The sequence below is a fragment of the Mangrovibacter phragmitis genome, from assembly GCF_001655675.1.
Taxonomy (GTDB): domain Bacteria; phylum Pseudomonadota; class Gammaproteobacteria; order Enterobacterales; family Enterobacteriaceae; genus Mangrovibacter; species Mangrovibacter phragmitis.
The window spans coordinates 201624-222314 of sequence record NZ_LYRP01000033.1 but is presented as its reverse complement, the minus strand read 5'-3'; the positions used below and the strand labels follow the sequence as shown (position 1 = coordinate 222314).

Below are 20691 nucleotides of genomic sequence, written 5' to 3'. Positions count from 1 at the left end.
TTCTGCGATGACTGTCTGATGGTGGTTAACCAGGAAATCAGAGAAAAACGCGTTGTATCAAAACCAGCACGAAAATCACCGGAACGTTCTTCCTGATAATGTTTAGTACCCGGCAGGTTATTGCTCCTGATGGAGTGACAACTCTGAACCTTCCCTCGTTTACATTCCCTTAGTGCAATGAAAATCAACATGGATATCAGCGTCATCATTCCTGCATTCAATGCAGCTGACAGCATCGGAGCTCTGGTCCATACACTACTTGGCGAAACAACGCTCAATACTGAAATTATTGTTGTGGATGACGGTTCAACCGACGAAACATGGACGGTACTCAGAACCATTACAGATGAACGGCTTATTCTCATTCGTCAGGAAAATCAGGGGGTGTATGCTGCCCGTAATACTGCACTGGCGATTCACCGTGGTGATTGGGTGGTGTTCCTGGATGCGGATGACCGGGTTGCAGCAGATTTTCTGCAGGAACGGCTGCGCACAGCACGCGAAGCACAGGCCGATGTCGTCCTTTTCAATGCCCGGCATGCAGACAGCGCCGGAGATCTGCGACATCCCGTTCATCGCAAACAACCTTACGGCCATACGCTGACCGGTCAACAGTGGATACGCCATTGCGTTAGCCAGAGGGAGTGGCCGCATTACCTGTGGCTGCAGATAATCCGTTCAGCGTATATCCGCGAGCATGACCTGCGATTTCAGGAAGGGAAAAGCCATAAGGACATTCTCTGGACGATACAGCTTGCCACCGCAGATGGCCGGTTTTATTTTTCTGACCGACAGGATTACCTGTGGGTGAATAACCCGGCGTCAATCACCCACCGCCCGGATTATTACGATATCCGCGCGGTCAGCTATAGCGACGTGATTGCAGATATTCTGGCGTTTAGCGCACAGAGGCAGTACCGGCCAGTCCGAAGAGAGCTGGTCAGGCATGCGCTGGTGGAAAGCCGCCATTTTCTGGGTCTGTACCGGCGCAGGGTGAGTGACCGGCAGGTGGTCCGGGCTTGTTTTCGTGCACGCATAGCCTTCCGCCATCTGGTACCCGGCGTAAGCAACCTGAGCGATGTTTTTTTCCTTCTGAAGCTGGCCCGCAATATTTATCTGCCTTGTGTCCGCAATACTCCCGCAGCCGTTTCGCAGGCGCGACGTTAATCTTCAGATACCGCCTGAGCAATCGCCGCCAGGAACTTCCCCCTGATAAAGCATTAGATCAATGCCCCGGCACAGGACGCAAGAAATTACTCAGCCAGGGTAATAGAATTCAATTCGTATACCACTCGGCTCATAGCACATCATGTGCATGGAGGGCCCCTCGCTTATCAAGGTAGGTTCGAATTCAATTTCGACCTGATTTGCCTTCAACACATCAAGAATCTGATACAGGCCATCTTTACTCTCTACCAGCAAGGCCAGGTGATGGAGTCCAACATTGTTTTTGCGATTGAACCGAACGGGCTCCTCTGTTTGCGTTTTCCAGAGCGTGAGCATCACTGCCCCGTCTTTAACAAAGATGGCCGGATAGTCTTCGCGTCGTTTAACTTCCTGCCAGCCCAGTAAATCAGTGAAGAACGCCGCGCTCTCTTCAAGATTTGATACGGCTAAGCCAATATGTTGTACACCATGAGTCACTGCCATCGTTTCTGTCCTCTTTTTGAAAGGCTGTGGTCAGGGATGATTGTCCTTCGGCAAACATGCCCGCGGTATGTGAAATCTGTTTTTACGCCCGGAAAACCGTGCAGCATCAGCAGGATCGGCGATGCCGGCTCGCCGGCCTTGCGGTAAAAAAACATTAACGTCGTCTGACTGCTTATGGCGGTAATGCACCTGTGTGGCAGGTGTGTTATCTGCTGTTGATAACTCCGGAAGTGAAGACATCACACCACCCTTTGTAACCTTTAAAGTAACATATTGAAGGTTACATGTTATTATGGTAACCTGTAAAAACAATTTTATGAGTTACGGTTCAGTATGGAATTTAAACATCTTGCATCTCAGCCTCTCTTTCTGGCCGATAACCTCGCGCTGGATTTCATCAACAGTGAATACGGGACAGGTGATGAGCGTCATGATTGTTTTGAAGACGATCTCTGCGTCCTGGAGTGGCTTGAAACGGCAGGTCTTGTACCGAAAGGCACGAAGGCTCCTTCCGGGTTACTGACCGAAGCCCGCCAATTCCGTGAGGCCGCCAGGGCAGTGGTGCATGCTGCTATGGAGTCCGTTGCAGCTGACCTGACCGTTATTAACAAAGTGCTCGGGGACGGAAAACCCGAGACGAGGCTGCAATGGGACGAAGGGATACAGCGATACCGTATTGATGTTCGTTCAGGCACGCACAGCCCCGCGTGCCTTCTCTGGCCCGTTGCCGACGCGCTGGCGAAACTGATTACTGACGACAAATTTGAATATGTGCGCCAGTGCGAAGCCCATAACTGTATTCTGCTTTTTCACGATTTGAGTAAATCGCATCGCCGTCGGTGGTGCAGCATGGCGACCTGTGGTAATCGTATGAAAGTCGCCGCGTTCCGGAACAGGAAGAATTCGTAACGACGCCAGTACCCTACACAGGGTTGCAACTCCTTGCAGCCCGTCACGTTTGCTTCAGCAGGCAAAGATCTGACGGTCTCCTGAGCCGGGTATCACTTAAACCCACCCGGTTTTCCGCCGTACAGACTGACTGATTTTTACAGTTTTTTTTGACCATCCCGTCCCGAATGCAGGCTTCATCCTACACACTGAGAACATACAGAACGCCCCGCAGGAACCCTTCAGTGCGGCTACAAGTAACCAACACCTTTCATGCGGTCACTGCTGTGCATTACAGGAAATGGGTGAGTGGGGGTCAATTGAAATGGTACGCCTCTATGCACACCTGGCGCCGAATCATTTGACAGAGCATGCGAAGAAAACAGATGCCATTTTTGGCAGTCACGACACAAATACGACACAAGGAGAAAATCAGGCGGGTTTAAGAATAGCGTAATTATTTGATTTGAAGTGGTACGCCCTACAGGATTCGAACCTGTGACCCACGGCTTAGAAGGCCGTTGCTCTATCCAACTGAGCTAAGGGCGCATGACACAAAACATCTCCGGCACATACACCTGGAAACGCGAGGAATTATACGGTCAGGGCCTTGTGAGTCAATGGCTTTTGTTCTGTATGCTGGCGAAATAAGCGTATTAAGTGCAAACGCCGGGCCAATGTTGTCAGCTGCACAGCTAAAACAGTGCTGATAAGCGCCAGCAAGTTAGGGGATGCGTGTACAAGGCCGCTACGCAAGGGGTAGCAATTGTGTTTATCCACACCAGGCAGCCAGAGAAATAAACTTAGTACAGTCTTGTGCGCTACATGTGTAAATAGCTTTAAATCTGCTGAGTTACACATGCCAACCAAAGGAAATCTGCACAGGTGACTGACAGCGCGCCTCGCTTCTGACAAAATATACACATTCCCTTCCCTTTTTTATTACAGATGGAATTCTCACGCTGATGGCAGCAACAATTATTGATGGTAAAACGATTGCGCAGCAGGTACGGCGCGAAGTCGCGGAAAAAGTACAGGCTCGCCTGGCCGCTGGTAAACGTGCGCCGGGGCTTGCTGTTGTGCTGGTCGGGGAAAACCCGGCATCACAAATTTATGTAGGCAGCAAACGCAAGGCTTGTGAGGAAGTCGGTTTTATTTCCCGCGCGTGGGATCTGCCGGAAACCACTACTGAAGCAGAATTGCTCAGCCTTATTGATAAGCTGAATGCGGACCCGAGCATTGACGGGATTCTGGTTCAGCTTCCTCTGCCTGCCGGCATTGATAATGTTAAAGTGCTGGAACGTATCGCGCCCGATAAAGACGTGGATGGCTTCCACCCTTATAACGTCGGCCGCCTGTGCCAGCGCGCACCTCGCCTGCGCCCCTGCACCCCTCGTGGTATCGTTACCCTGCTTGAACGCTACAATATTGATACCTATGGCCTGAATGCGGTGGTCATTGGTGCTTCAAACATTGTTGGCCGCCCAATGAGCATGGAGTTATTGCTGGCTGGGTGTACCACCACCGTAACTCACCGCTTCACCAAAAATTTACGCCACCATGTAGAAAATGCAGACTTGCTGATTGTTGCTGTTGGCAAACCGGGTTTTATCCCTGGTGAATGGATAAAAGAAGGCGCAATTGTGGTTGATGTGGGCATCAACCGGCTGGAAAATGGCAAAGTAGTGGGTGATGTGGTGTTTGAAGATGCCGCGGCTCGGGCTGCTTACATTACGCCAGTGCCCGGTGGTGTGGGCCCAATGACTGTCGCGACACTGATTCAAAATACGCTTCAGGCTTGTGAAGAATACCATGATGGAGAAGTACAATAATGGCAACATTTTTTCTGGGCAAACATCCCCATGTTGAACTGTGTGACTTGTTAAAGCTGGAGGGCTGGGCTGAAAGTGGCGCACAGGCCAAAATTGTTATCGCCGACGGCCAGGTTCAGGTAGATGGCGCAACAGAAACCCGTAAGCGCTGTAAAATCGTTGCCGGGCAAACTGTCACTTTCGCCGGTTACAGCGTTACAGTAGCAGCCTGATTGCTGCAGCCAGCAGTTATTCATGTCACAAAGCTGGCAAATACCAAAGGCAAAAAAAGCGGCATAAAGCCGCTTTTTTACCAGTTGAAAAACAAACTGTTATTTCCTGCGCCAGGTGGTTCCCTGCGGGCCATCTTCCAGCACAATACCCATTTCATTCAGGCGGTCACGCGCTGCATCGGCTGCCGCCCAGTCTTTTGCCTTACGGGCATCCAGGCGCTGCTGAATCAGTGCTTCAATTTCAGCCACTTCGCCGTCATCTGCCTGTGCACCACTTTGCAGGAAGGTTTCCGGGTCTTGATCCAGAATCCCGAGGACAGCGGCGATATCACGCAACGCAGCTGCAAGGCCATTAGCAGCAGCCATATCCTCGCTTTTCAGGCGGTTAACTTCCCGGGCCATATCAAACAGTACAGAGTAGGCTTCAGGTGTGTTGAAGTCGTCATCCATTGCTTCGCAGAAGCGCGCTTTAAAAACTTCACCACCCATAGCAACAGCCGCTTTATCTGTACCGCGTAGAGCAGTATATAAACGTTCCAGAGAAGCACGCGCCTGTTTCAGGTTCTCTTCGCTGTAATTAAGCTGGCTGCGGTAATGCCCGGACATCAGGAAGTAGCGCACTGTTTCTGCATCGTAATATTTCAGTACATCACGCACAGTGAAGAAATTGCCCAGGGATTTGGACATTTTTTCACGATCCACCATAACCATCCCGGAATGCATCCAGTAATTCACATAGTCGCCGTCGTGAGCACAGGTGGACTGGGCGATTTCGTTTTCATGGTGCGGGAACATCAGGTCGGAACCCCCGCCGTGAATATCGAAATGGCTACCCAGATGCTTGCAGTTCATGGCAGAACATTCAATATGCCAGCCTGGACGGCCTTCGCCCCAGGGAGATGCCCAGCTCGGTTCACCTGGCTTGGACATTTTCCACAGCACAAAATCCATGGGGTTACGCTTGGCATCGGCAACATCAACCCGCGCACCCGCCTGGAGCTGTTCCAGGTCCTGGCGGGATAATTGCCCATAAGAGGCGTCTGTCGGCACAGAAAACATGACATCGCCGTTATCAGCAACATAAGCATGCCCGCGCTGAATCAGTTTTTCGACAATCTCGATAATTTCGTGAATATGATGCGTTGCCCGGGGCTCACAGTCAGGCCGCTGAATATTCAGTGCATCAAAATCAGCGTGCATCTCGGTTATCATGCGGTCCACCAGCGCGGTAAAGCCTTCGCCATTTTCCGCCGCACGCTTAATAATTTTGTCGTCAATATCAGTGATGTTACGCACAAAGTTAACATCATAGCCCAGAGAGCGAAGGTAGCGCACCACTACGTCGAACGCGACAAATGTCCGCCCATGGCCAATATGACACAGATCGTAAACAGTTATTCCACACACGTACATGCCAACTTTCCCGGCATGAATGGGTTTAAATTCTTCTTTTTGACGGCTCAGAGTATTGAAAATCTTTAACATCAGCGATTCCATGTATGTGTGTGGTAAAAAAGCAATAATCTATATTACCCCAAAATTCCTTTCTAAAGCAGCATGCATTGCAAGGTGATCGAACCTGATGAGTGTGCTATAACAACGGGCTATTGTGGCCTGCAGCGCAGGCTTAAGCACTACATGGCAGAATAGGATGCACAGCATGGTTACTTTTCATACCAATCATGGCGATATCGTTATCAAAACTTTTGACGATAAAGCACCGGTAACAGTTAAAAACTTCCTGGACTACTGTCGCGAAGGGTTCTACAACAACACGATTTTCCACCGTGTTATCAATGGTTTTATGATTCAGGGCGGCGGTTTTGAACCGGGCATGAAACAAAAAGAAACCAAAGACACCATTCAGAACGAAGCCAATAACGGCCTGAAAAACACCCGTGGCACGCTGGCGATGGCTCGTACTCAGGCTCCACATTCCGCTACTGCACAATTCTTTATCAACGTTGTTGATAACGACTTTCTGAACTTTAGCAGCGAAAGCCTGCAAGGCTGGGGCTACTGCGTGTTTGCTGAAGTCGTGGAAGGCATGGATGTGGTGGATAAAATCAAAGCCGTTTCTACTGGCCGCAGTGGTATGCACCAGGATGTTCCGAAAGACGACGTAGTAATTGAAAGCGTGACTGTCAGCGAGTAATCGTGGCAACACTCTTTATCGCAGATTTGCATCTGTGCACAGAAGAACCGGCGATTACCGCCGGTTTTCTGCGTTTTCTGGCACAGACAGCACCACAAGCAGACGCACTGTATATTCTCGGGGATTTGTTCGAAGCCTGGATTGGTGACGATGACCCGGAGCCTCTTCACCAGCAAATAGCCGATGCCATTCGTACCCTGGTGAATCAGGGCGTGCCCGTCTATTTTATTCATGGCAACCGTGATTTCTTGCTGGGCAAAGCATTCGCCCGGCGTAGCGGTATGACATTACTGCCCCAGGAGCAGTGCGTGTCACTGTACGGGCGCCCGGTTATTATCATGCACGGCGATACCTTGTGTACTGATGACCATGCGTACCAGGATTTTCGCCGCAAAGTTCACACGCCCTGGATCCAGCGCCTGTTTCTTGCCCTGCCGCTGTTTATTCGCCGCCATATTGCACGGAAAATGCGCGCCAATAGCCAGCAGGCGAATCAACACAAATCGCTGGCGATTATGGATGTCAACCCACAGGCAGTCCAGGAAGCGTTCACGCGTCATCAGGCGCAATGGCTGGTGCACGGGCATACGCATCGCCCGGCGATTCATGAGCTTGAAGCCAACGGTCAACCTGCATTACGGGCCGTATTAGGCGCCTGGCATACAGAAGGCTCAATGATTCGTGTTACCGCAGAAGAGATGGCTCTGATCCACTTTCCGTTTTAACCCATTTTGTTATGGTTTAATGCCCATTTCACCACTACGCAACCGTTTTCCTTGCCCGCTTTACGTGCTATTCTCTGAGCCCTTCTCCGCAACAGTCTGTCGTTGTTTTGTTTATTCACAGGAGTTTTGAGACGCATGTCTTCCACCCAAAACCCGGCGCGTATCGCCATTGTGATGGGGTCCAAAAGTGACTGGGCTACCATGCAGTTTGCCGCTGAAGTCCTGACTGCTCTGGACGTTCCTCACCATGTGGAAATTGTCTCCGCCCACCGTACCCCCGATAAACTGTTCAGTTTTGCCGAACAGGCACAGGGAAAGGGTTTTCAGGTTATTATCGCCGGTGCTGGCGGTGCTGCGCACTTGCCAGGCATGATTGCCGCCAAAACTCTGGTGCCGGTGTTGGGCGTGCCTGTACAAAGCGCTGCACTGAGCGGTGTGGACAGCCTGTACTCTATTGTTCAAATGCCGAAAGGGATCCCGGTAGGGACACTGGCAATTGGCAAAGCGGGTGCCGCAAATGCCGCGTTGCTGGCGGCTCAAATTTTGGCCCAGCATGATGCCCCACTGCTTGCCCGCCTGGAAAACTGGCGCCAAACGCAGACTGAAGATGTGCTGAACAACCCGGACCCGCGGGAGGCTGAATAATGCAAGTTTGCGTACTGGGTAATGGCCAGCTTGGGCGTATGCTGCGCCAGGCCGGGGAGCCTCTGGGGGTCACTGTCTGGCCAGTTGGCCTGGACGCAGACCCGCAAGCCGTTCCCTGGCAGCACAGTGTTATCACCGCTGAAATTGAACGCTGGCCTGAAACCCCGTTAACCCGCGAGCTGGCAAACCATGCAGCATTTGTTAACCGCGATGTTTTTCCGGTCATTGCTGATCGCCTGACACAAAAGCAATTGTTCGATAAATTGCAGTTGCCTACTGCACCCTGGCAATTGCTCGCCTCTCGGCAGGAGTGGCCTGCAGTCTTTGCCCTGGCGGGTGAACTGGCAATTGTTAAACGCCGCGTGGGTGGCTATGACGGGCGTGGTCAGTGGCGCCTGCGCCCGGGTGAAACAGACAACCTGCCAGTTGAGTGCTACGGCGAGTGTATTGTTGAGAAAGGCATTAAATTCTCTGGCGAAGTATCTCTGGTTGGCGCTCGCGCTAAAGACGGCACCAAGGTGTTCTACCCTCTTACCCACAACCTCCACCAGGACGGGATCCTGCGAGCCAGTGTGGCATTCCCCTCCGCCAGTGCTGAGCAACAGGACCAGGCTGAGTCTATGCTGTCGGCTGTCATGGATGAACTGGGGTATATCGGCGTGATGGCAATGGAGTGTTTTGTGACACCTGCCGGGTTGCTGATTAATGAACTGGCGCCCCGTGTTCACAACAGTGGTCACTGGACACAAAATGGTGCTTCCATCAGCCAGTTTGAACTGCACCTGCGCGCAATACTGGATTTACCCTTGCCGCGCCCGGTGGTCAGCGCGCCTTCAGTAATGATTAACCTGATTGGCACACCTCGTAGTTGGGAGTGGCTCAAATTGCCACTGGTTCACCTGCACTGGTATGAAAAAGAAGTGCGGCCAGGCCGGAAAGTGGGCCATCTGAATCTGTCAGATGCGGATAAAGGGCACCTTTCTGCCTCACTTGAAGCGCTGCTCACGCTTTTACCAGAAGAGTACGCCAGTGGTATTGCCTGGGCACAATTACAGTTGCAGTAACCAATAAGGCTGGTTCAGTTCACAACCTTTAGTTTACTGGCTGTTAGCAGGAAGTCGCAGGCGTCTGTAGAGTAAAGACAAGCGCACAAGGCGCTTGTCTTTTTTTATCAGAAGTCGTAACGCAGACGAACGAGGTTCATATCACCCAGCGTTTTATCGGTGCTGGAGGTAAATACGTGTTCATAGTCAACACGGAAGCCGTAATCCAGCTGGAAACTAACCCCCAGGCCATTATCAATGCGCTGATAGTTTCGGTCGTTGACATATTCCAGGCGGTCACCCATAAAATACGGCTGAACAGACTGCAGGCCATACTGCCCAACCGGGAATTTGTACCCGGCAAAGTATTCAATCCCCCAGGCGTCACCTGCAAAGTAGTCATTAACAGTGCTCTTTTTCGAGACCAGGAAGTTCTGATACCAGCCACCACCGAAGGAGAAAGTCCAGTTATCCGGTTTCCAGCTCAACGCTGTACCTAAAATATTCTGGTTCTGGGTTTTGCTGTCACCGTTAGAAGGGTCACGCATTTCTGCACGGGTCATGTTCCACGCAGTACCCCATGTCAGGTCTTTAGTGATGTGATAATCCACACCCAGTGAGCCGCCGCCTTTACGTTTATAGCGCAGCCCATTGCCTGGCAAATATTCGTCATCGTCAAACAACCAGGCGCCATACAGGTCAACATTACCAACTGCTTTTTTGTATTTCAGCATGCCGCGTGAACGGTAAGAACCATCGTAGTCGCCATTGATACCGTTACCTGGTGCCTGGGCAAGCATGTCGTAATCCCAGATATCAGTTTTTGCACCAACCACATCATAATAAATACTGTTTTGTTTACCGTAAGTCAGCGTACCCCAGGTAGCACTTTTCAACCCGGTATACAGCATACGGCGGTTAGTATTATTTGCGCCTTTGGCATAATGGTCATCCCAGTTAAATACCGCCGGGATATTAACGCCCAGTTCGTAATAATTTATCCAGCTGATATCATCGAACAGATAATAGTCAGAAGCGAAACGAAAACGTGTCCCGCCATCAAATCCATTACGTTTGTAAGAACCTTTATCACCATCACCTGTCATATTATTAAACTGAGGGCGAATACTCCCACCTACAGTGAAATTTAACCGGCTTAATGGATCCCCTGCTTTTGGATCCTGTTTCAATAACGTAATCTCTGCATGAGCTGGAACCATCATTGCAGTTAATACCACTGCGGTGCTGACTGCCTGCGCCAGCACTGTTATTTTTTTGTTCATTTCTATTCCTTACCAATAGGTGCTAAAACCACTTTAGCAAGGAGAAGATTACCTGCTATTTATTAAATTTTATTTATTAAAATTATCAATCAGTGCTACTGAAAAAAATAATATTATGAATATTTATTACAAAAAATGATAAAAAAAAAATAAGTATTATCATTTTGTGCGAAGCAAGATAATTAATTCGCATTATTTATCAAAAAAAGAAAAAGCACCCAATAAATAAGTGCTTTTCTTTCACAATCTGTTTTCTTTTTATTTACCCCTGAACTTGCCGATACAGGGCTTTGCCTTTTACCAGACGCACACCCAGCCAGCCGCCAAATAGAGCCAAAACCAGCGCACCTGATACGGGCAGAGCGAGCCATAAACGCCAGTCAGGTGACCAGGGGAAATCAAATACCTGGGTTTGTAGCAAAGCCAGCGCACTTTCGGCCCCTCCTGCGGCAACAATGCCCGCCACCACACCAAGGGTAATAAACTCCCACCATAGTGACTGGCGCAGCAGGTTTTTACCCGCTCCCAAAGTACGGTAGACCAGTAATTCCTGGTGACGCTGGCGCATACCAACCTGCACCTGAGCCAGAAGCAGTAATACACTGCACAGTGTTACCAGCACCACCATCACTTCCAGTGCCCGGCTTACCTGCTGTAATACCATTCCCACCTGGTTTAAAATGGCGCGGATATCCAGCAGGCTCACTGTCGGGAATTCACGGTTAAGTTGTGTCAGAAAGGATTCCCCCTGCTCCCAACGGAAACTGGTAAGCCAGGTTTGCGGCTGATTGTTGAGCGCACCTTCAGGGAAAATAAAGTAGAAGTTCGGCCGCAGGCTTTCCCAGTCGACTTTACGTAAGCTTGATATTGTTGCTGTGAAAGTGTCAGTATCACCAGTAAATGTCAGTTTATCTCCCAGCTTCAAATTCAGCCGTTTAGCCAGCCCTTCATCAACAGACACCTCCCCGGTTGCTGGCGGCCAGTTACCGGCAACAATCGGGTTATGCGCAGGTTTTACACGCTGCCATGTCAGGTTGAGCTCACGGTTGAGTGCTTCATCTTTGTTACTATCAGTGGTATCGCCATTAATTCCGGTTAAACGCGCCCGGACGATGGGATAAAACCGGTCGGGAATAACCTGGTGCTCTGCCAGAAAGCTTTTCATTTCACCTAACTGTTCTGGCGCGATATTTATCAGGAAATAGTTAGGGCTTTCCGGCGGCAACTGCTGTTGCCAGCGATCCAGTAGATCGCCACGCAATACCAATAACAGCGCCAGTAGCATGAAAGAGAGGGAAAAGGCCGCAATCTGGCTCAGCGTTGTCAGAGGCTGGCGCAGCAGACGGTTCACTGCAAGGCGCAGTGATAACACCCGTGTAGTGAAACGCTTTAATATCCACAGGGCCAGCCAGCCTGCCAGACCGCACAGCAATGCCACCACGCAACTTCCCGCCAGAACTGACCACAGCAACATGTTGTTGCCGACCAGCAATGCCAGCAGTGCTACCACCACCAGCGCCATAACAGGCAGATAAATAGTAAGCGGCCAGCGGCGAGCTATGGCATCGCGCCGCAGCACCCGCACGGGCTGAGTGGCCAGCAAGATATGGTAAGGACGCGCCCCAACCAAAAAGGCTATCACCACCATCCCACCCAGTGCCCAGATTAATGGCATCAGCCCCGGTTCAGGCAACGTTGCAGGTAACACCGGGCGCAGTAATGCCAGCAAGATGGATTCACATACTTTGCCCGCCAGCAGACCCGTACCGGCAGAGACCAGCAATAATAATGACCACTGACCAATAATCAGACGGCGCAGTGCCTTACGCCCTGCGCCAAGGGTTTTCAACACGGCAACCAGGTCATAACGAGACCGGCAGTAATGATTCATTGCCACAGTAACAGCGGCGATTGCCAGCAATAACGTCAATAATGCAGACAAAAGCAAAAACTGACGTGAACGCTCAAGGGATTTACCCAATGCACTGTCTTCCTGCTCCGGGCTGTACCACCGGTATTCAGCCGTTAACTGTGGTAATAGTGCATTCTCAAAACGGGTAATTTGCCCGGGTGTACCGGCAAATTTATACAGCCAGCGCACCCGGCTGCCTGGCTGAACAGCCCCCGTTGCCGGGACATCAGCCAGATTCATCATCAGGCGTGGTGCAAGCTGGAAAGGATTAAACCCGGCATCAGGCTCCTGAATAACTTCGCCAGCCACCCGTAAGGTGGCATCGCCCACGTCCAGTTCATCGCCCGGTTTCAGGCTGAGCAATGCCATCAGGCGGGGAGCCAGCAATACTGTTCCCGGTTGTGGCCCCCGTCCTGCAGGGTTTGTGACCAGGCTGCCATACAGCGGGTAGTAGCTATCAACGGCTTTAACATCAGCCAGTTGCGGCGTATTGCCAGCAAAAGTCATGGTCGAGAACAACAACTGGGTACTGACCTTAACGCTTTCTTTCTGCGCCAGCGCCAGCCAGGTATCAGGAATGGGGTGTGAGCTGCGTAATGCCCGGTCGCCTGCCAGGAAATCCCGGCTCTGAGCACTCAGCCCCTTTTCCATTCGCTCGCCAATACTGCTCAGCGCAAAAACACAGGCAACAGCGAGGCTCAGGGCCACCCAGACAATCAACAATGATGGCGTGCGCCATTCGCGCCAGAACCAGCGAGCTATCATAGCTCCTCCTGCAATTTGCCATCCTGTAGCCGTAACCGCCGGTCACACCGTGCCGCAAGTTGTAAATCATGGGTAACCAGCAGCAGCGTTGCCCCACTTTCCCGGTTCAGAGTAAACAACTGTTCGGCAATGCGATCCCCGGTTTTGCGGTCAAGATTACCGGTCGGTTCATCCGCAAATAATACTGCCGGGTTACCAATAAACGCTCTTGCCAGCGCTACGCGCTGTTGCTCACCTCCAGATAGCTGGGCAGGAAGATGATGAAGGCGCTTTTCAAGCCCCAGTTCAGTTAATAAACCCCGGGCATGAGAAAGACTCTGAGCTGAATTTTCACCACGCAACAGAGCGGGTAGTTGCACATTTTCCAGAGCAGTCAACGTAGGCACCAGCATAAATGACTGGAAGACAAAACCGACACTGGCCGCACGCAGTGCAGCCCGGGCCTCTTCATCCATTTGGTGCAATGGTTTACCCAACAACCAGACCTCACCTTCAGTGCCATCATCCAGCCCGGCTAAAATTGCCAGCAGAGTTGACTTCCCTGAACCCGACTCACCAATCAGGGCGATACTTTCCGCTGGTTTGACAATCAACTCAACTCCGGTGAGGATGTTGAGCTCATGTTCACCCTGACCGACGGACTTACAAAGACGATGTACTTCAACACTATTTTCCGCTGGCATGTGCCCTTCCTGTTGTTGTTCCTGTTAACGTTCCGTGCCGTGGCTGCGGACACGCTGTTAATTCTGGGTGACAGTCTGAGTGCTGGTTACAGAATGTCAGCAAACAGTGCCTGGCCGGCAAAACTTAATGAAAAATGGCAGGCAAAGCAGATAGATGTTATTAATGCCAGTATCAGTGGTGACACCGCCGCTCAGGGCCTCGCCCGCTTGCCTGGTTTACTGGCGCAACACCACCCACGTTGGGTACTTATAGAACTTGGTGGTAATGACGGTTTGCGTGGTTTTGCCCCACAAACCATTAGCACAACTCTGGGTAAAATCATTACACAAGTTAAAACAGCAAATGCACAACCTGTGCTAATGCAGATACGCCTGCCGCCAAATTATGGCCGCCGCTATACCGAAGCGTTTCAGGCCATCTACCCACAACTGGCAGAAAAATACGCCATTCCATTGCTGCCTTTTTTTATGGAAGAGGTCTACCTGAAGCCACAATGGATGCAGGATGATGGTATTCACCCTAACCCGGATGCCCAGCCTTTCATTGCCAACTGGATGGCTGAAAAACTGGCACCTTTGTTAGTTAAACATGAGTCATAAACAATCAGCGCTTTTAACGGGTAAAGTTATGCAAAAATCAGTATTTATCACAGGCAGTTCCAGTGGAATTGGTCTGGCCTGTGCTCATGCGCTGAAGCAACGCGGTTATCATGTTCTTGCGGGTTGCCGTAAAGCAGAAGATGTTGAACGTATGACATCACTGGGTTTTACTGGCATTCAACTCGACGTTGATGACGAAGCCAGCGTCAGGCAGGCTGCACAAGAAGTGCTTCGCCATACAGGTAACCAGCTCTATGGGCTATTTAACAATGCCGGGTTCGGGCTCTATGGGCCGTTAGAAACCATTAGCCGGGCACAACTGGAAAAACAGTTTTCCACCAACTTTTTTGGCGTGCATCAACTCACAATGTTGTTGTTACCCGCCATGAAAGCGCAGGGTGAAGGGCGAATTGTAATGACCAGCTCGGTAATGGGGCTGATTTCCACACCCGGCCGTGGAGCCTATGCGGCAAGTAAATACGCTCTGGAAGCCTGGTCTGATGCGCTGCGCATGGAGTTACGCTATACCGGTATTCAGGTCAGCCTGATAGAACCCGGCCCAATCCATACCCGTTTTACCGATAACGTCAACCAAACCCAGGCCGATAAACCTGTCCAAAATCCGGGCATTGCCGCACGCTTTACCCTTGGCCCGGAGGCCGTTGCTGCAAAAGTGTGCCATGCTTTTGACAGCACCAGGCCACGGTTGCGCTACCCGGTGACCGTGGTCACCTGGGTGGTGGGTTTCCTGAAACGGCTGTTGCCTGGCCGCATTATGGATAAAATTTTGCGTACCTGAGTTGAAGCTCAGCGTCTCACCCCCATGTAGATTAGAAAGTCCTGACTGAGAAAAAAGCATGTCCGTACAGAATATTGTTGAGATTACTGAAGCGAATTTACATACCACACTGGAACAATCAGTTACCACACCGGTATTGTTTTACTTTTGGTCTGACCGTAGCCAGCAGTGCCAGGAAATGACGCCGGTGCTGAAAGGGCTGGCTGCGAAGTATAATGGCCAGTTTATTCTTGCCACTGTGGATTGTGACAACCAACAGATGGTCGCCTCGCAATTTGGGTTACGCGCTATCCCAACGGTGTATTTGTTCCAGAACGGTCAGCCCGTTGATGGATTCCAGGGGCCACAGCCCGAAGAAGCTGTACGCGCGCTGCTGGATAAGGTCCTGCCGCGTGAAGAAGAGGTAAAAGCACAGGAAGCAATGGCATTAATGCAGGAAGGCAAGCACACCGAAGCCCTGCCGCTACTGGTTGATGCCTGGAAGTTGTCCGAACAGAGCAGCGAAATCGGCCTGTTACTGGCGGAAAACTATATTGCGCTGAACCGTTCTGATGATGCAGAAACAGTGCTGGCCACTATCCCGCTGCAGGATCAGGACACCCGCTACCAGGGGTTACAGGCACAAATTGATCTGCTGAAAAAAGCTGCCGACACCCCGGAAATTCAGTTACTGCAACAGCAAGTTGCAGAGAACCCGCAGGATGCAGAGCTCGCTACCCGCCTTTCTTTGCAATTACACCAGGTGGGGCGCAATGAAGAAGCACTGGCGTTGTTGTTTGGCCACCTGAAACAGGACTTGAGTGCAGCAAATGGCGAAACCCGTAAAGTGATGCAGGAGATCCTCGCGGCCCTGGGCACCGGGAATCCACTGGCTTCACAATATCGCCGCCAGCTTTACTCACTACTTTATTGATTATTCGAGATTACCTGGTGTAAACCCTCGAATATAGTAGCACCTCCTGTTTATTTTTTAGGGTAGAATTACTCTCACTATTAAACAGGAGGTTTTTTATGCTAATCGTGATCCCGGTTCTAATTGTTGTTGCACTGGTGATCGTCTCTGCCGGGGTGAAAATTGTCCCGCAGGGTTTTCAATGGACAGTTGAACGTTTTGGTCGTTATACCAAAACACTGATGCCTGGCCTGAACCTGGTTGTGCCGTTTATGGATCGTATTGGCCGTAAGATCAATATGATGGAGCAGGTTCTGGATATCCCTTCCCAGGAAGTTATCTCTAAAGATAACGCCAACGTCACGATAGATGCCGTCTGCTTTATTCAGGTGATTGATCCGGCGCGTGCTGCCTATGAGGTCAGCAACCTTGATCTGTCTATCATGAATCTCACCATGACAAATATTCGTACTGTACTGGGCTCAATGGAGCTTGATGAAATGCTCTCGCAGCGCGACAGTATCAATACCCGTCTGTTGCATATTGTTGATGAAGCAACCAACCCCTGGGGCGTGAAAGTCACACGTATTGAAATTCGCGATGTTCGCCCGCCAGCTGAACTGATTGCCTCCATGAACGCGCAAATGAAAGCTGAACGTACCAAGCGTGCTTACATTCTGGAAGCCGAAGGGGTTCGTCAGGCTGAAATTCTCAAAGCTGAAGGGGAAAAACAGTCGCAGATCCTGAAAGCAGAAGGTGACCGTCAGTCTGCATTTTTACAGGCAGAAGCGCGTGAGCGTTCTGCTGAAGCAGAAGCACAGGCAACGCGTATGGTTTCTGAGGCCATTGCTGCGGGTGATATCCAGGCTGTGAACTATTTTGTTGCACAGAAATATACTGATGCTCTGCAACAGATTGGTTCCGCTGAAAACAGTAAAGTCGTTCTGATGCCGCTGGATGCCAGCAGCCTTATGGGCTCTATCGCGGGTATCAGCGAGTTAATTAAAGACAGTCAGGTGCAACGGAAAATAAAATGATTCCACTGATTGCTGCACATCCGCATGCATTCTGGTTGAGTCTGGGCGGCCTGTTACTGGCCGCTGAAATGCTCGGTGCCAGTGGTTACCTGCTGTGGAGTGGTATTGCTGCGCTGGTAACCGGCCTGATTGCCTGGCTCCTGCCGGTGGGCTGGGCCTGGCAGGGTACCAGTTTTGCCGTGTTGACTGTGCTGTGTGCTTTTTTATGGTGGCGCTGGCTGAGCCAGAAAAACATCAACCAGCCCGGTCAGCAACTCAACCAGCGGGGCAACCAACTGGCAGGCCAGGTCTTTGTGCTGGAAAATAACCTGGTCAACGGGCATGGCCAGGTACGGTTGGGCGACAGTGTATGGCCAGTGAAGGCCGATACCGATTTACCTGCCGGAACCCGTGTGCGCGTTGTGCGTGTTGAAGGAATTACTTTACGTATTGAAGTATCCGGCTCCCTTGGGGCATGAACCCTGATGCCAGTATTTCCCTGTGCAGCAGGTTAGCGCTGCGCAGGGGTATTGTGGTGGCAACACCCGGCAAGATTATCAATAATCGGGCAATCAGCCGTGTCATCGCCTGGGCAATTTTCCGCCAGCGCCTGCAGGCGTGTTTTCATTTCCAGCAATTCCTGAATATGTAAATCGATCTCGTCAATTTTTTGCAGCGTTCGCGCTTTCACATCGGCACTGTGCCGCGCAGGATCATTAAATAAATGCACCAGTTCACGGCACTCTTCCAGGGTGAACCCCACCTGGCGTGCCTGGCGCAATAATGTCAGTTCTTCCAGGTGCTTAGGGTTATAGCTCCGGTAGCCATTTTCACCACGCAGTGGCGGCGTCACCAGCCCTTTTTCTTCATAAAAACGAATGGCTTTGCTGGTTAAGCCTGTTTTTTTCGCCACATCGCTAATATTCACATCACCTCCTTGACCTTCCCCTTAATGGAAGGTTTAACCTTAATCATAACGCAATATCATGCTGATGATTTGCACAAGATAACTTAGTGCTTCGCTCCGCCAAAAAATTGGCGTGAATGCGGGCAATTACAAACAGGAGTGGTTATATGTCTCATATTACTCTCGCACTGGATGGCCTGTCTTGCGGCCACTGTGTCAAACGTGTCAAAGAAAGTCTGGAAAAACGCAGCGATGTTGAAAGCGCTGAAGTTACGCTCAACCAGGCAGAAATCACCGGTAGCGCAAGCGCAGAGCAGTTAATTGCCACCGTAAAAGAAGCCGGGTACGAGGCTCAACTGGCCAGCCACCCAAAATCTGAGCCGCTGGCAGAGTCAAACACTCAGCCGGAAGTACTGGCAGCGGCAGATAATGAGCTTCCGGCAGACACTACCACTGATGACAGCCAGCATTTGTTGATAAGTGGCATGAGCTGTGCCAGCTGTGTTTCCCGGGTGCAAAATGCGCTGGCGCATGTGCCCGGCGTAACCCAGGCACGGGTCAACCTGGCAGAACGCAGTGCACTGGTTCTGGGTGATGCCCCTGCCAGTGCACTGATCCAGGCTGTACAACAGGCCGGGTATGATGCCGAAGCCATAGAAGATGACCAGCAGCGCCGTGAACGGCAACAACAAACAGCGCAACATGCGATGTCTCGTTTTCGCTGGCAGGCCATCCTCGCGTTGCTGGTTGGTATCCCGGTGATGGTCTGGGGCATGGTTGGCGACCATATGGTGGTCACCGATGCAAACCGCCAGCAATGGTTGTGGATTGGCTGGCTGACACTGGCCGTCATGGTTATCGCTGGTGGTCATTTCTACCGTAGCGCCTGGAAAAGTCTGCTGAACAGAACCGCGACTATGGATACGCTGGTGGCGCTGGGAACAGGTGTTGCCTGGCTTTACTCCATTAACGTCAATCTGTGGCCCCATGCTTTTCCGGACCAGGCCCGCCACCTTTATTATGAAGCCAGCACCATGATTATCGGGTTAATTAACCTGGGGCATATGCTGGAGCAACGTGCCCGCCAGCGCTCTTCCCGTGCACTGGAGCGCCTGCTGGATTTAACTCCGCCAACCGCACGGGTTGTCACTGAAAAAGGTGAAGAAACCGTTCCGCTTGCTCAGGTCACTAAAGGGATGACCCTGCGCCTGACTACCGGTGACCGGGTACCGGTTGACGGAGAGATAACTCAGGGTGAAGCCTGGCTGGATGAAGCCATGCTTACGGGGGAACCCGTTCCCCAACATAAAAGTGCGGGCGAAGCGGTTCACGCAGGGACACTGCTACAGGATGGCAGCGTGCTGTTCCGTGCCGAGGCCACCGGCAACCAGACAACGCTGGCGCGGATTATCCGTATGGTGCGCCAGGCGCAGTCCAGCAAGCCACAAATTGGGCAGATGGCGGATAAAATCGCTGCGGTATTTGTGCCAGCGGTTGTCGCAATTGCTTTGTTCAGCGCAGCCATTTGGTATTTCTTTGGACCGGCTCCGCAAATTGTTTATACCCTGGTGATTGCCACTACGGTATTAATTATTGCCTGCCCGTGCGCACTGGGCCTCGCTACGCCCATGTCGATTATTGCCGGTGTTGGCCGTGCCGCTGAATTTGGCGTACTGGTTAAAGATGCCGATGCCCTACAACGTGCCAGCGAAGTCGATACAATCGTGTTCGATAAAACCGGCACACTAACAGAAGGCAAACCCCAGGTAACACAGATAGCCACTTTTAGTGAGCTGGATGAATCAGCAGTGCTGCAGTTTGCCGCCAGCCTTGAACAGGGTGCCAGCCACCCACTGGCGAAAGCGATTGTTGATAAAGCTGGAACAACGACATTACTGCCCACCAGGAGTTTTCGCACTCTGGGTGGTAAAGGTGTACAGGGTGAAATTGACGGGCGGCAAGTCTCATTGGGTAACCAGGCGATGATGGAAGAAACGGGTGTGGATACCCTTCCCGCACGTCAGTCGCTGGATAATGTCGCAAGCCAGGGGGAGACACCTGTATTACTGGCTGTGGACGGCACCCTGGTGGCATTATTCGCCATTGCCGACCCACTGCGTGAGACCAGCCGGGCTGCACTTGAGCGCCTGCATGGGATGGGATACCACCTGGTGATGCTGACAGGCGATAACCCCGTTACCGCGGGCGCTATCGCCAAACAGGCGGGAATTGATACGGTGATTGCTGGCGTGCTGCCTGATGGCAAAGCAGAAGCCATTACCCAATTGCAACAGCAGGGCCGGCATGTGGTGATGGTTGGCGATGGTATCAACGATGCTCCTGCGCTGGCACAGGCAGATGTTGGGGTTGCCATGGGTGGCGGGAGTGATGTCGCCATCGAAACCGCAGGCATGACGTTAATGCGCCATGACCTGCAAGGGGTTGCTGACGCCATGTCGATATCCAGGGCCACCTTAAAAAATATGAAACAAAACCTGCTGGGTGCGTTTATCTACAATGCGCTGGGGATCCCGGTTGCCGCCGGGGTGCTCTGGCCACTGACCGGCACACTGCTCAACCCGGTAGTTGCAGGCGCAGCAATGGCGCTTTCCTCTATCACGGTGGTCAGTAACGCCAACCGGCTGTTACGCTACAAACCCCGGTAAAGCCGGGTAAACAGGTGG

General features: G+C 51.6%; 20 protein-coding genes, 1 tRNA gene and 1 pseudogene. 15 read left to right on the top strand and 7 right to left on the bottom strand.

Annotated features, from left to right (window positions below; all coding sequences use genetic code 11):
• Positions 1-177: 177 nt before the first annotated feature.
• Positions 178-1167, top strand: a complete 990-nt coding sequence (locus A9B99_RS16615) for a glycosyltransferase (RefSeq protein WP_064599403.1) — start codon at positions 178-180, stop codon at positions 1165-1167.
• 90 nt (positions 1168-1257) lie between these two features.
• On the opposite strand, the gene A9B99_RS16610 is transcribed toward A9B99_RS16615, so the two are convergent.
• The gene (locus A9B99_RS16610) at positions 1258-1650 is read right to left on the bottom strand and encodes a VOC family protein (RefSeq protein ID WP_064599401.1); all 393 of its coding nucleotides are present in this window, start codon (positions 1648-1650) and stop codon (positions 1258-1260) included.
• 333 nt (positions 1651-1983) lie between these two features.
• Here A9B99_RS16610 and A9B99_RS16600 point away from each other — a divergent pair, with 333 nt between their 5' ends.
• The gene (locus A9B99_RS16600) at positions 1984-2559 is read left to right on the top strand and encodes a CGNR zinc finger domain-containing protein (protein WP_064599397.1); all 576 of its coding nucleotides are present in this window, start codon (positions 1984-1986) and stop codon (positions 2557-2559) included.
• 271 nt (positions 2560-2830) lie between these two features.
• Positions 2831-2995, top strand: a pseudogene (locus A9B99_RS23385) (integrase); the annotation flags it as partial.
• 15 nt (positions 2996-3010) lie between these two features.
• Here the strand turns inward: A9B99_RS23385 and A9B99_RS16595 are convergent.
• A tRNA-Arg gene (locus tag A9B99_RS16595) sits at positions 3011-3087 on the bottom strand.
• Between the two features lie 416 nt (positions 3088-3503).
• Between A9B99_RS16595 and folD the strand changes: the two genes are divergently transcribed.
• Both folD and ybcJ read left to right on the top strand, forming a co-directional pair.
• The gene (folD, locus tag A9B99_RS16590) at positions 3504-4370 is read left to right on the top strand and encodes a bifunctional methylenetetrahydrofolate dehydrogenase/methenyltetrahydrofolate cyclohydrolase FolD (protein ID WP_064599395.1); all 867 of its coding nucleotides are present in this window, start codon (positions 3504-3506) and stop codon (positions 4368-4370) included.
• Positions 4370-4582, top strand: a complete 213-nt coding sequence (gene ybcJ, locus A9B99_RS16585) for a ribosome-associated protein YbcJ (protein ID WP_064599393.1) — start codon at positions 4370-4372, stop codon at positions 4580-4582. The genes folD and ybcJ overlap by 1 nt, the downstream gene beginning before the upstream one ends.
• 99 nt (positions 4583-4681) lie before the next feature.
• On the opposite strand, the gene cysS is transcribed toward ybcJ, so the two are convergent.
• Complete coding sequence (cysS, locus tag A9B99_RS16580; protein WP_064599391.1) at positions 4682-6067, bottom strand: cysteine--tRNA ligase; 1386 nt, start codon at positions 6065-6067, stop codon at positions 4682-4684.
• 175 nt (positions 6068-6242) lie between these two features.
• Here cysS and ppiB point away from each other — a divergent pair, with 175 nt between their 5' ends.
• The 4 genes from ppiB (at position 6243) to purK (ending at position 9171) form a co-directional block, all read left to right on the top strand.
• Complete coding sequence (gene ppiB, locus A9B99_RS16575; protein ID WP_064599764.1) at positions 6243-6737, top strand: peptidylprolyl isomerase B; 495 nt, start codon at positions 6243-6245, stop codon at positions 6735-6737.
• 2 nt (positions 6738-6739) lie between these two features.
• Positions 6740-7462 carry a UDP-2,3-diacylglucosamine diphosphatase gene (gene lpxH, locus A9B99_RS16570; protein ID WP_064599389.1) on the top strand — a complete coding sequence of 241 codons (723 nt, stop codon included), beginning with the start codon at positions 6740-6742 and terminating at the stop codon, positions 7460-7462.
• A gap of 135 nt (positions 7463-7597) precedes the next feature.
• The gene (purE, locus tag A9B99_RS16565) at positions 7598-8107 is read left to right on the top strand and encodes a 5-(carboxyamino)imidazole ribonucleotide mutase (protein WP_064599388.1); all 510 of its coding nucleotides are present in this window, start codon (positions 7598-7600) and stop codon (positions 8105-8107) included.
• A complete protein-coding gene (purK, locus tag A9B99_RS16560) occupies positions 8104-9171 on the top strand; it encodes a 5-(carboxyamino)imidazole ribonucleotide synthase (protein ID WP_064599386.1) in 1068 nt (355 codons plus the stop codon). Before purE ends, purK begins: the two co-directional genes overlap by 4 nt.
• A 107-nt stretch (positions 9172-9278) precedes the next feature.
• Here purK and A9B99_RS16555 read toward each other — a convergent pair whose 3' ends face one another.
• From A9B99_RS16555 to ybbA, 3 genes are all read right to left on the bottom strand, one after another.
• Positions 9279-10433, bottom strand: coding sequence for a porin (locus tag A9B99_RS16555; protein ID WP_064599384.1), 1155 nt, complete (start codon positions 10431-10433; stop codon positions 9279-9281).
• Positions 10434-10695: 262 nt separating this feature from the next.
• A complete protein-coding gene (gene ybbP, locus A9B99_RS16550; RefSeq protein WP_064599382.1) occupies positions 10696-13110 on the bottom strand; it encodes a putative ABC transporter permease subunit YbbP in 2415 nt (804 codons plus the stop codon).
• Positions 13107-13793 carry a putative ABC transporter ATP-binding protein YbbA gene (ybbA, locus tag A9B99_RS16545; RefSeq protein WP_064599760.1) on the bottom strand — a complete coding sequence of 229 codons (687 nt, stop codon included), beginning with the start codon at positions 13791-13793 and terminating at the stop codon, positions 13107-13109. Before ybbA ends, ybbP begins: the two co-directional genes overlap by 4 nt.
• Between ybbA and tesA the strand changes: the two genes are divergently transcribed.
• From tesA to A9B99_RS16520, 5 genes are all read left to right on the top strand, one after another.
• Positions 13764-14393, top strand: coding sequence for a multifunctional acyl-CoA thioesterase I/protease I/lysophospholipase L1 (gene tesA, locus A9B99_RS16540; protein ID WP_156519081.1), 630 nt, complete (start codon positions 13764-13766; stop codon positions 14391-14393). The two genes, ybbA and tesA, sit on opposite strands and share 30 nt — an antisense overlap.
• A complete protein-coding gene (locus tag A9B99_RS16535) occupies positions 14383-15192 on the top strand; it encodes an SDR family oxidoreductase (RefSeq protein WP_156519080.1) in 810 nt (269 codons plus the stop codon). Before tesA ends, A9B99_RS16535 begins: the two co-directional genes overlap by 11 nt.
• A 58-nt stretch (positions 15193-15250) precedes the next feature.
• A complete protein-coding gene (locus tag A9B99_RS16530) occupies positions 15251-16105 on the top strand; it encodes a co-chaperone YbbN (RefSeq protein ID WP_064599378.1) in 855 nt (284 codons plus the stop codon).
• A 98-nt stretch (positions 16106-16203) separates the two neighbouring features.
• Positions 16204-17121 (top strand): SPFH domain-containing protein, encoded by a 918-nt coding sequence (locus tag A9B99_RS16525; RefSeq protein WP_036109966.1) that lies wholly within the window; start codon positions 16204-16206, stop codon positions 17119-17121.
• The gene (locus A9B99_RS16520) at positions 17118-17579 is read left to right on the top strand and encodes an NfeD family protein (RefSeq protein ID WP_064599376.1); all 462 of its coding nucleotides are present in this window, start codon (positions 17118-17120) and stop codon (positions 17577-17579) included. Before A9B99_RS16525 ends, A9B99_RS16520 begins: the two co-directional genes overlap by 4 nt.
• A gap of 32 nt (positions 17580-17611) precedes the next feature.
• Here the strand turns inward: A9B99_RS16520 and cueR are convergent, their stop codons facing one another.
• The gene (gene cueR / locus A9B99_RS16515) at positions 17612-18028 is read right to left on the bottom strand and encodes a Cu(I)-responsive transcriptional regulator (RefSeq protein WP_064599374.1); all 417 of its coding nucleotides are present in this window, start codon (positions 18026-18028) and stop codon (positions 17612-17614) included.
• Positions 18029-18174: 146 nt separating this feature from the next.
• Here cueR and copA point away from each other — a divergent pair, with 146 nt between their 5' ends.
• Positions 18175-20673, top strand: a complete 2499-nt coding sequence (gene copA / locus A9B99_RS16510) for a copper-exporting P-type ATPase CopA (protein ID WP_064599372.1) — start codon at positions 18175-18177, stop codon at positions 20671-20673.
• The last annotated feature ends 18 nt before the right edge of the window (positions 20674-20691 follow it).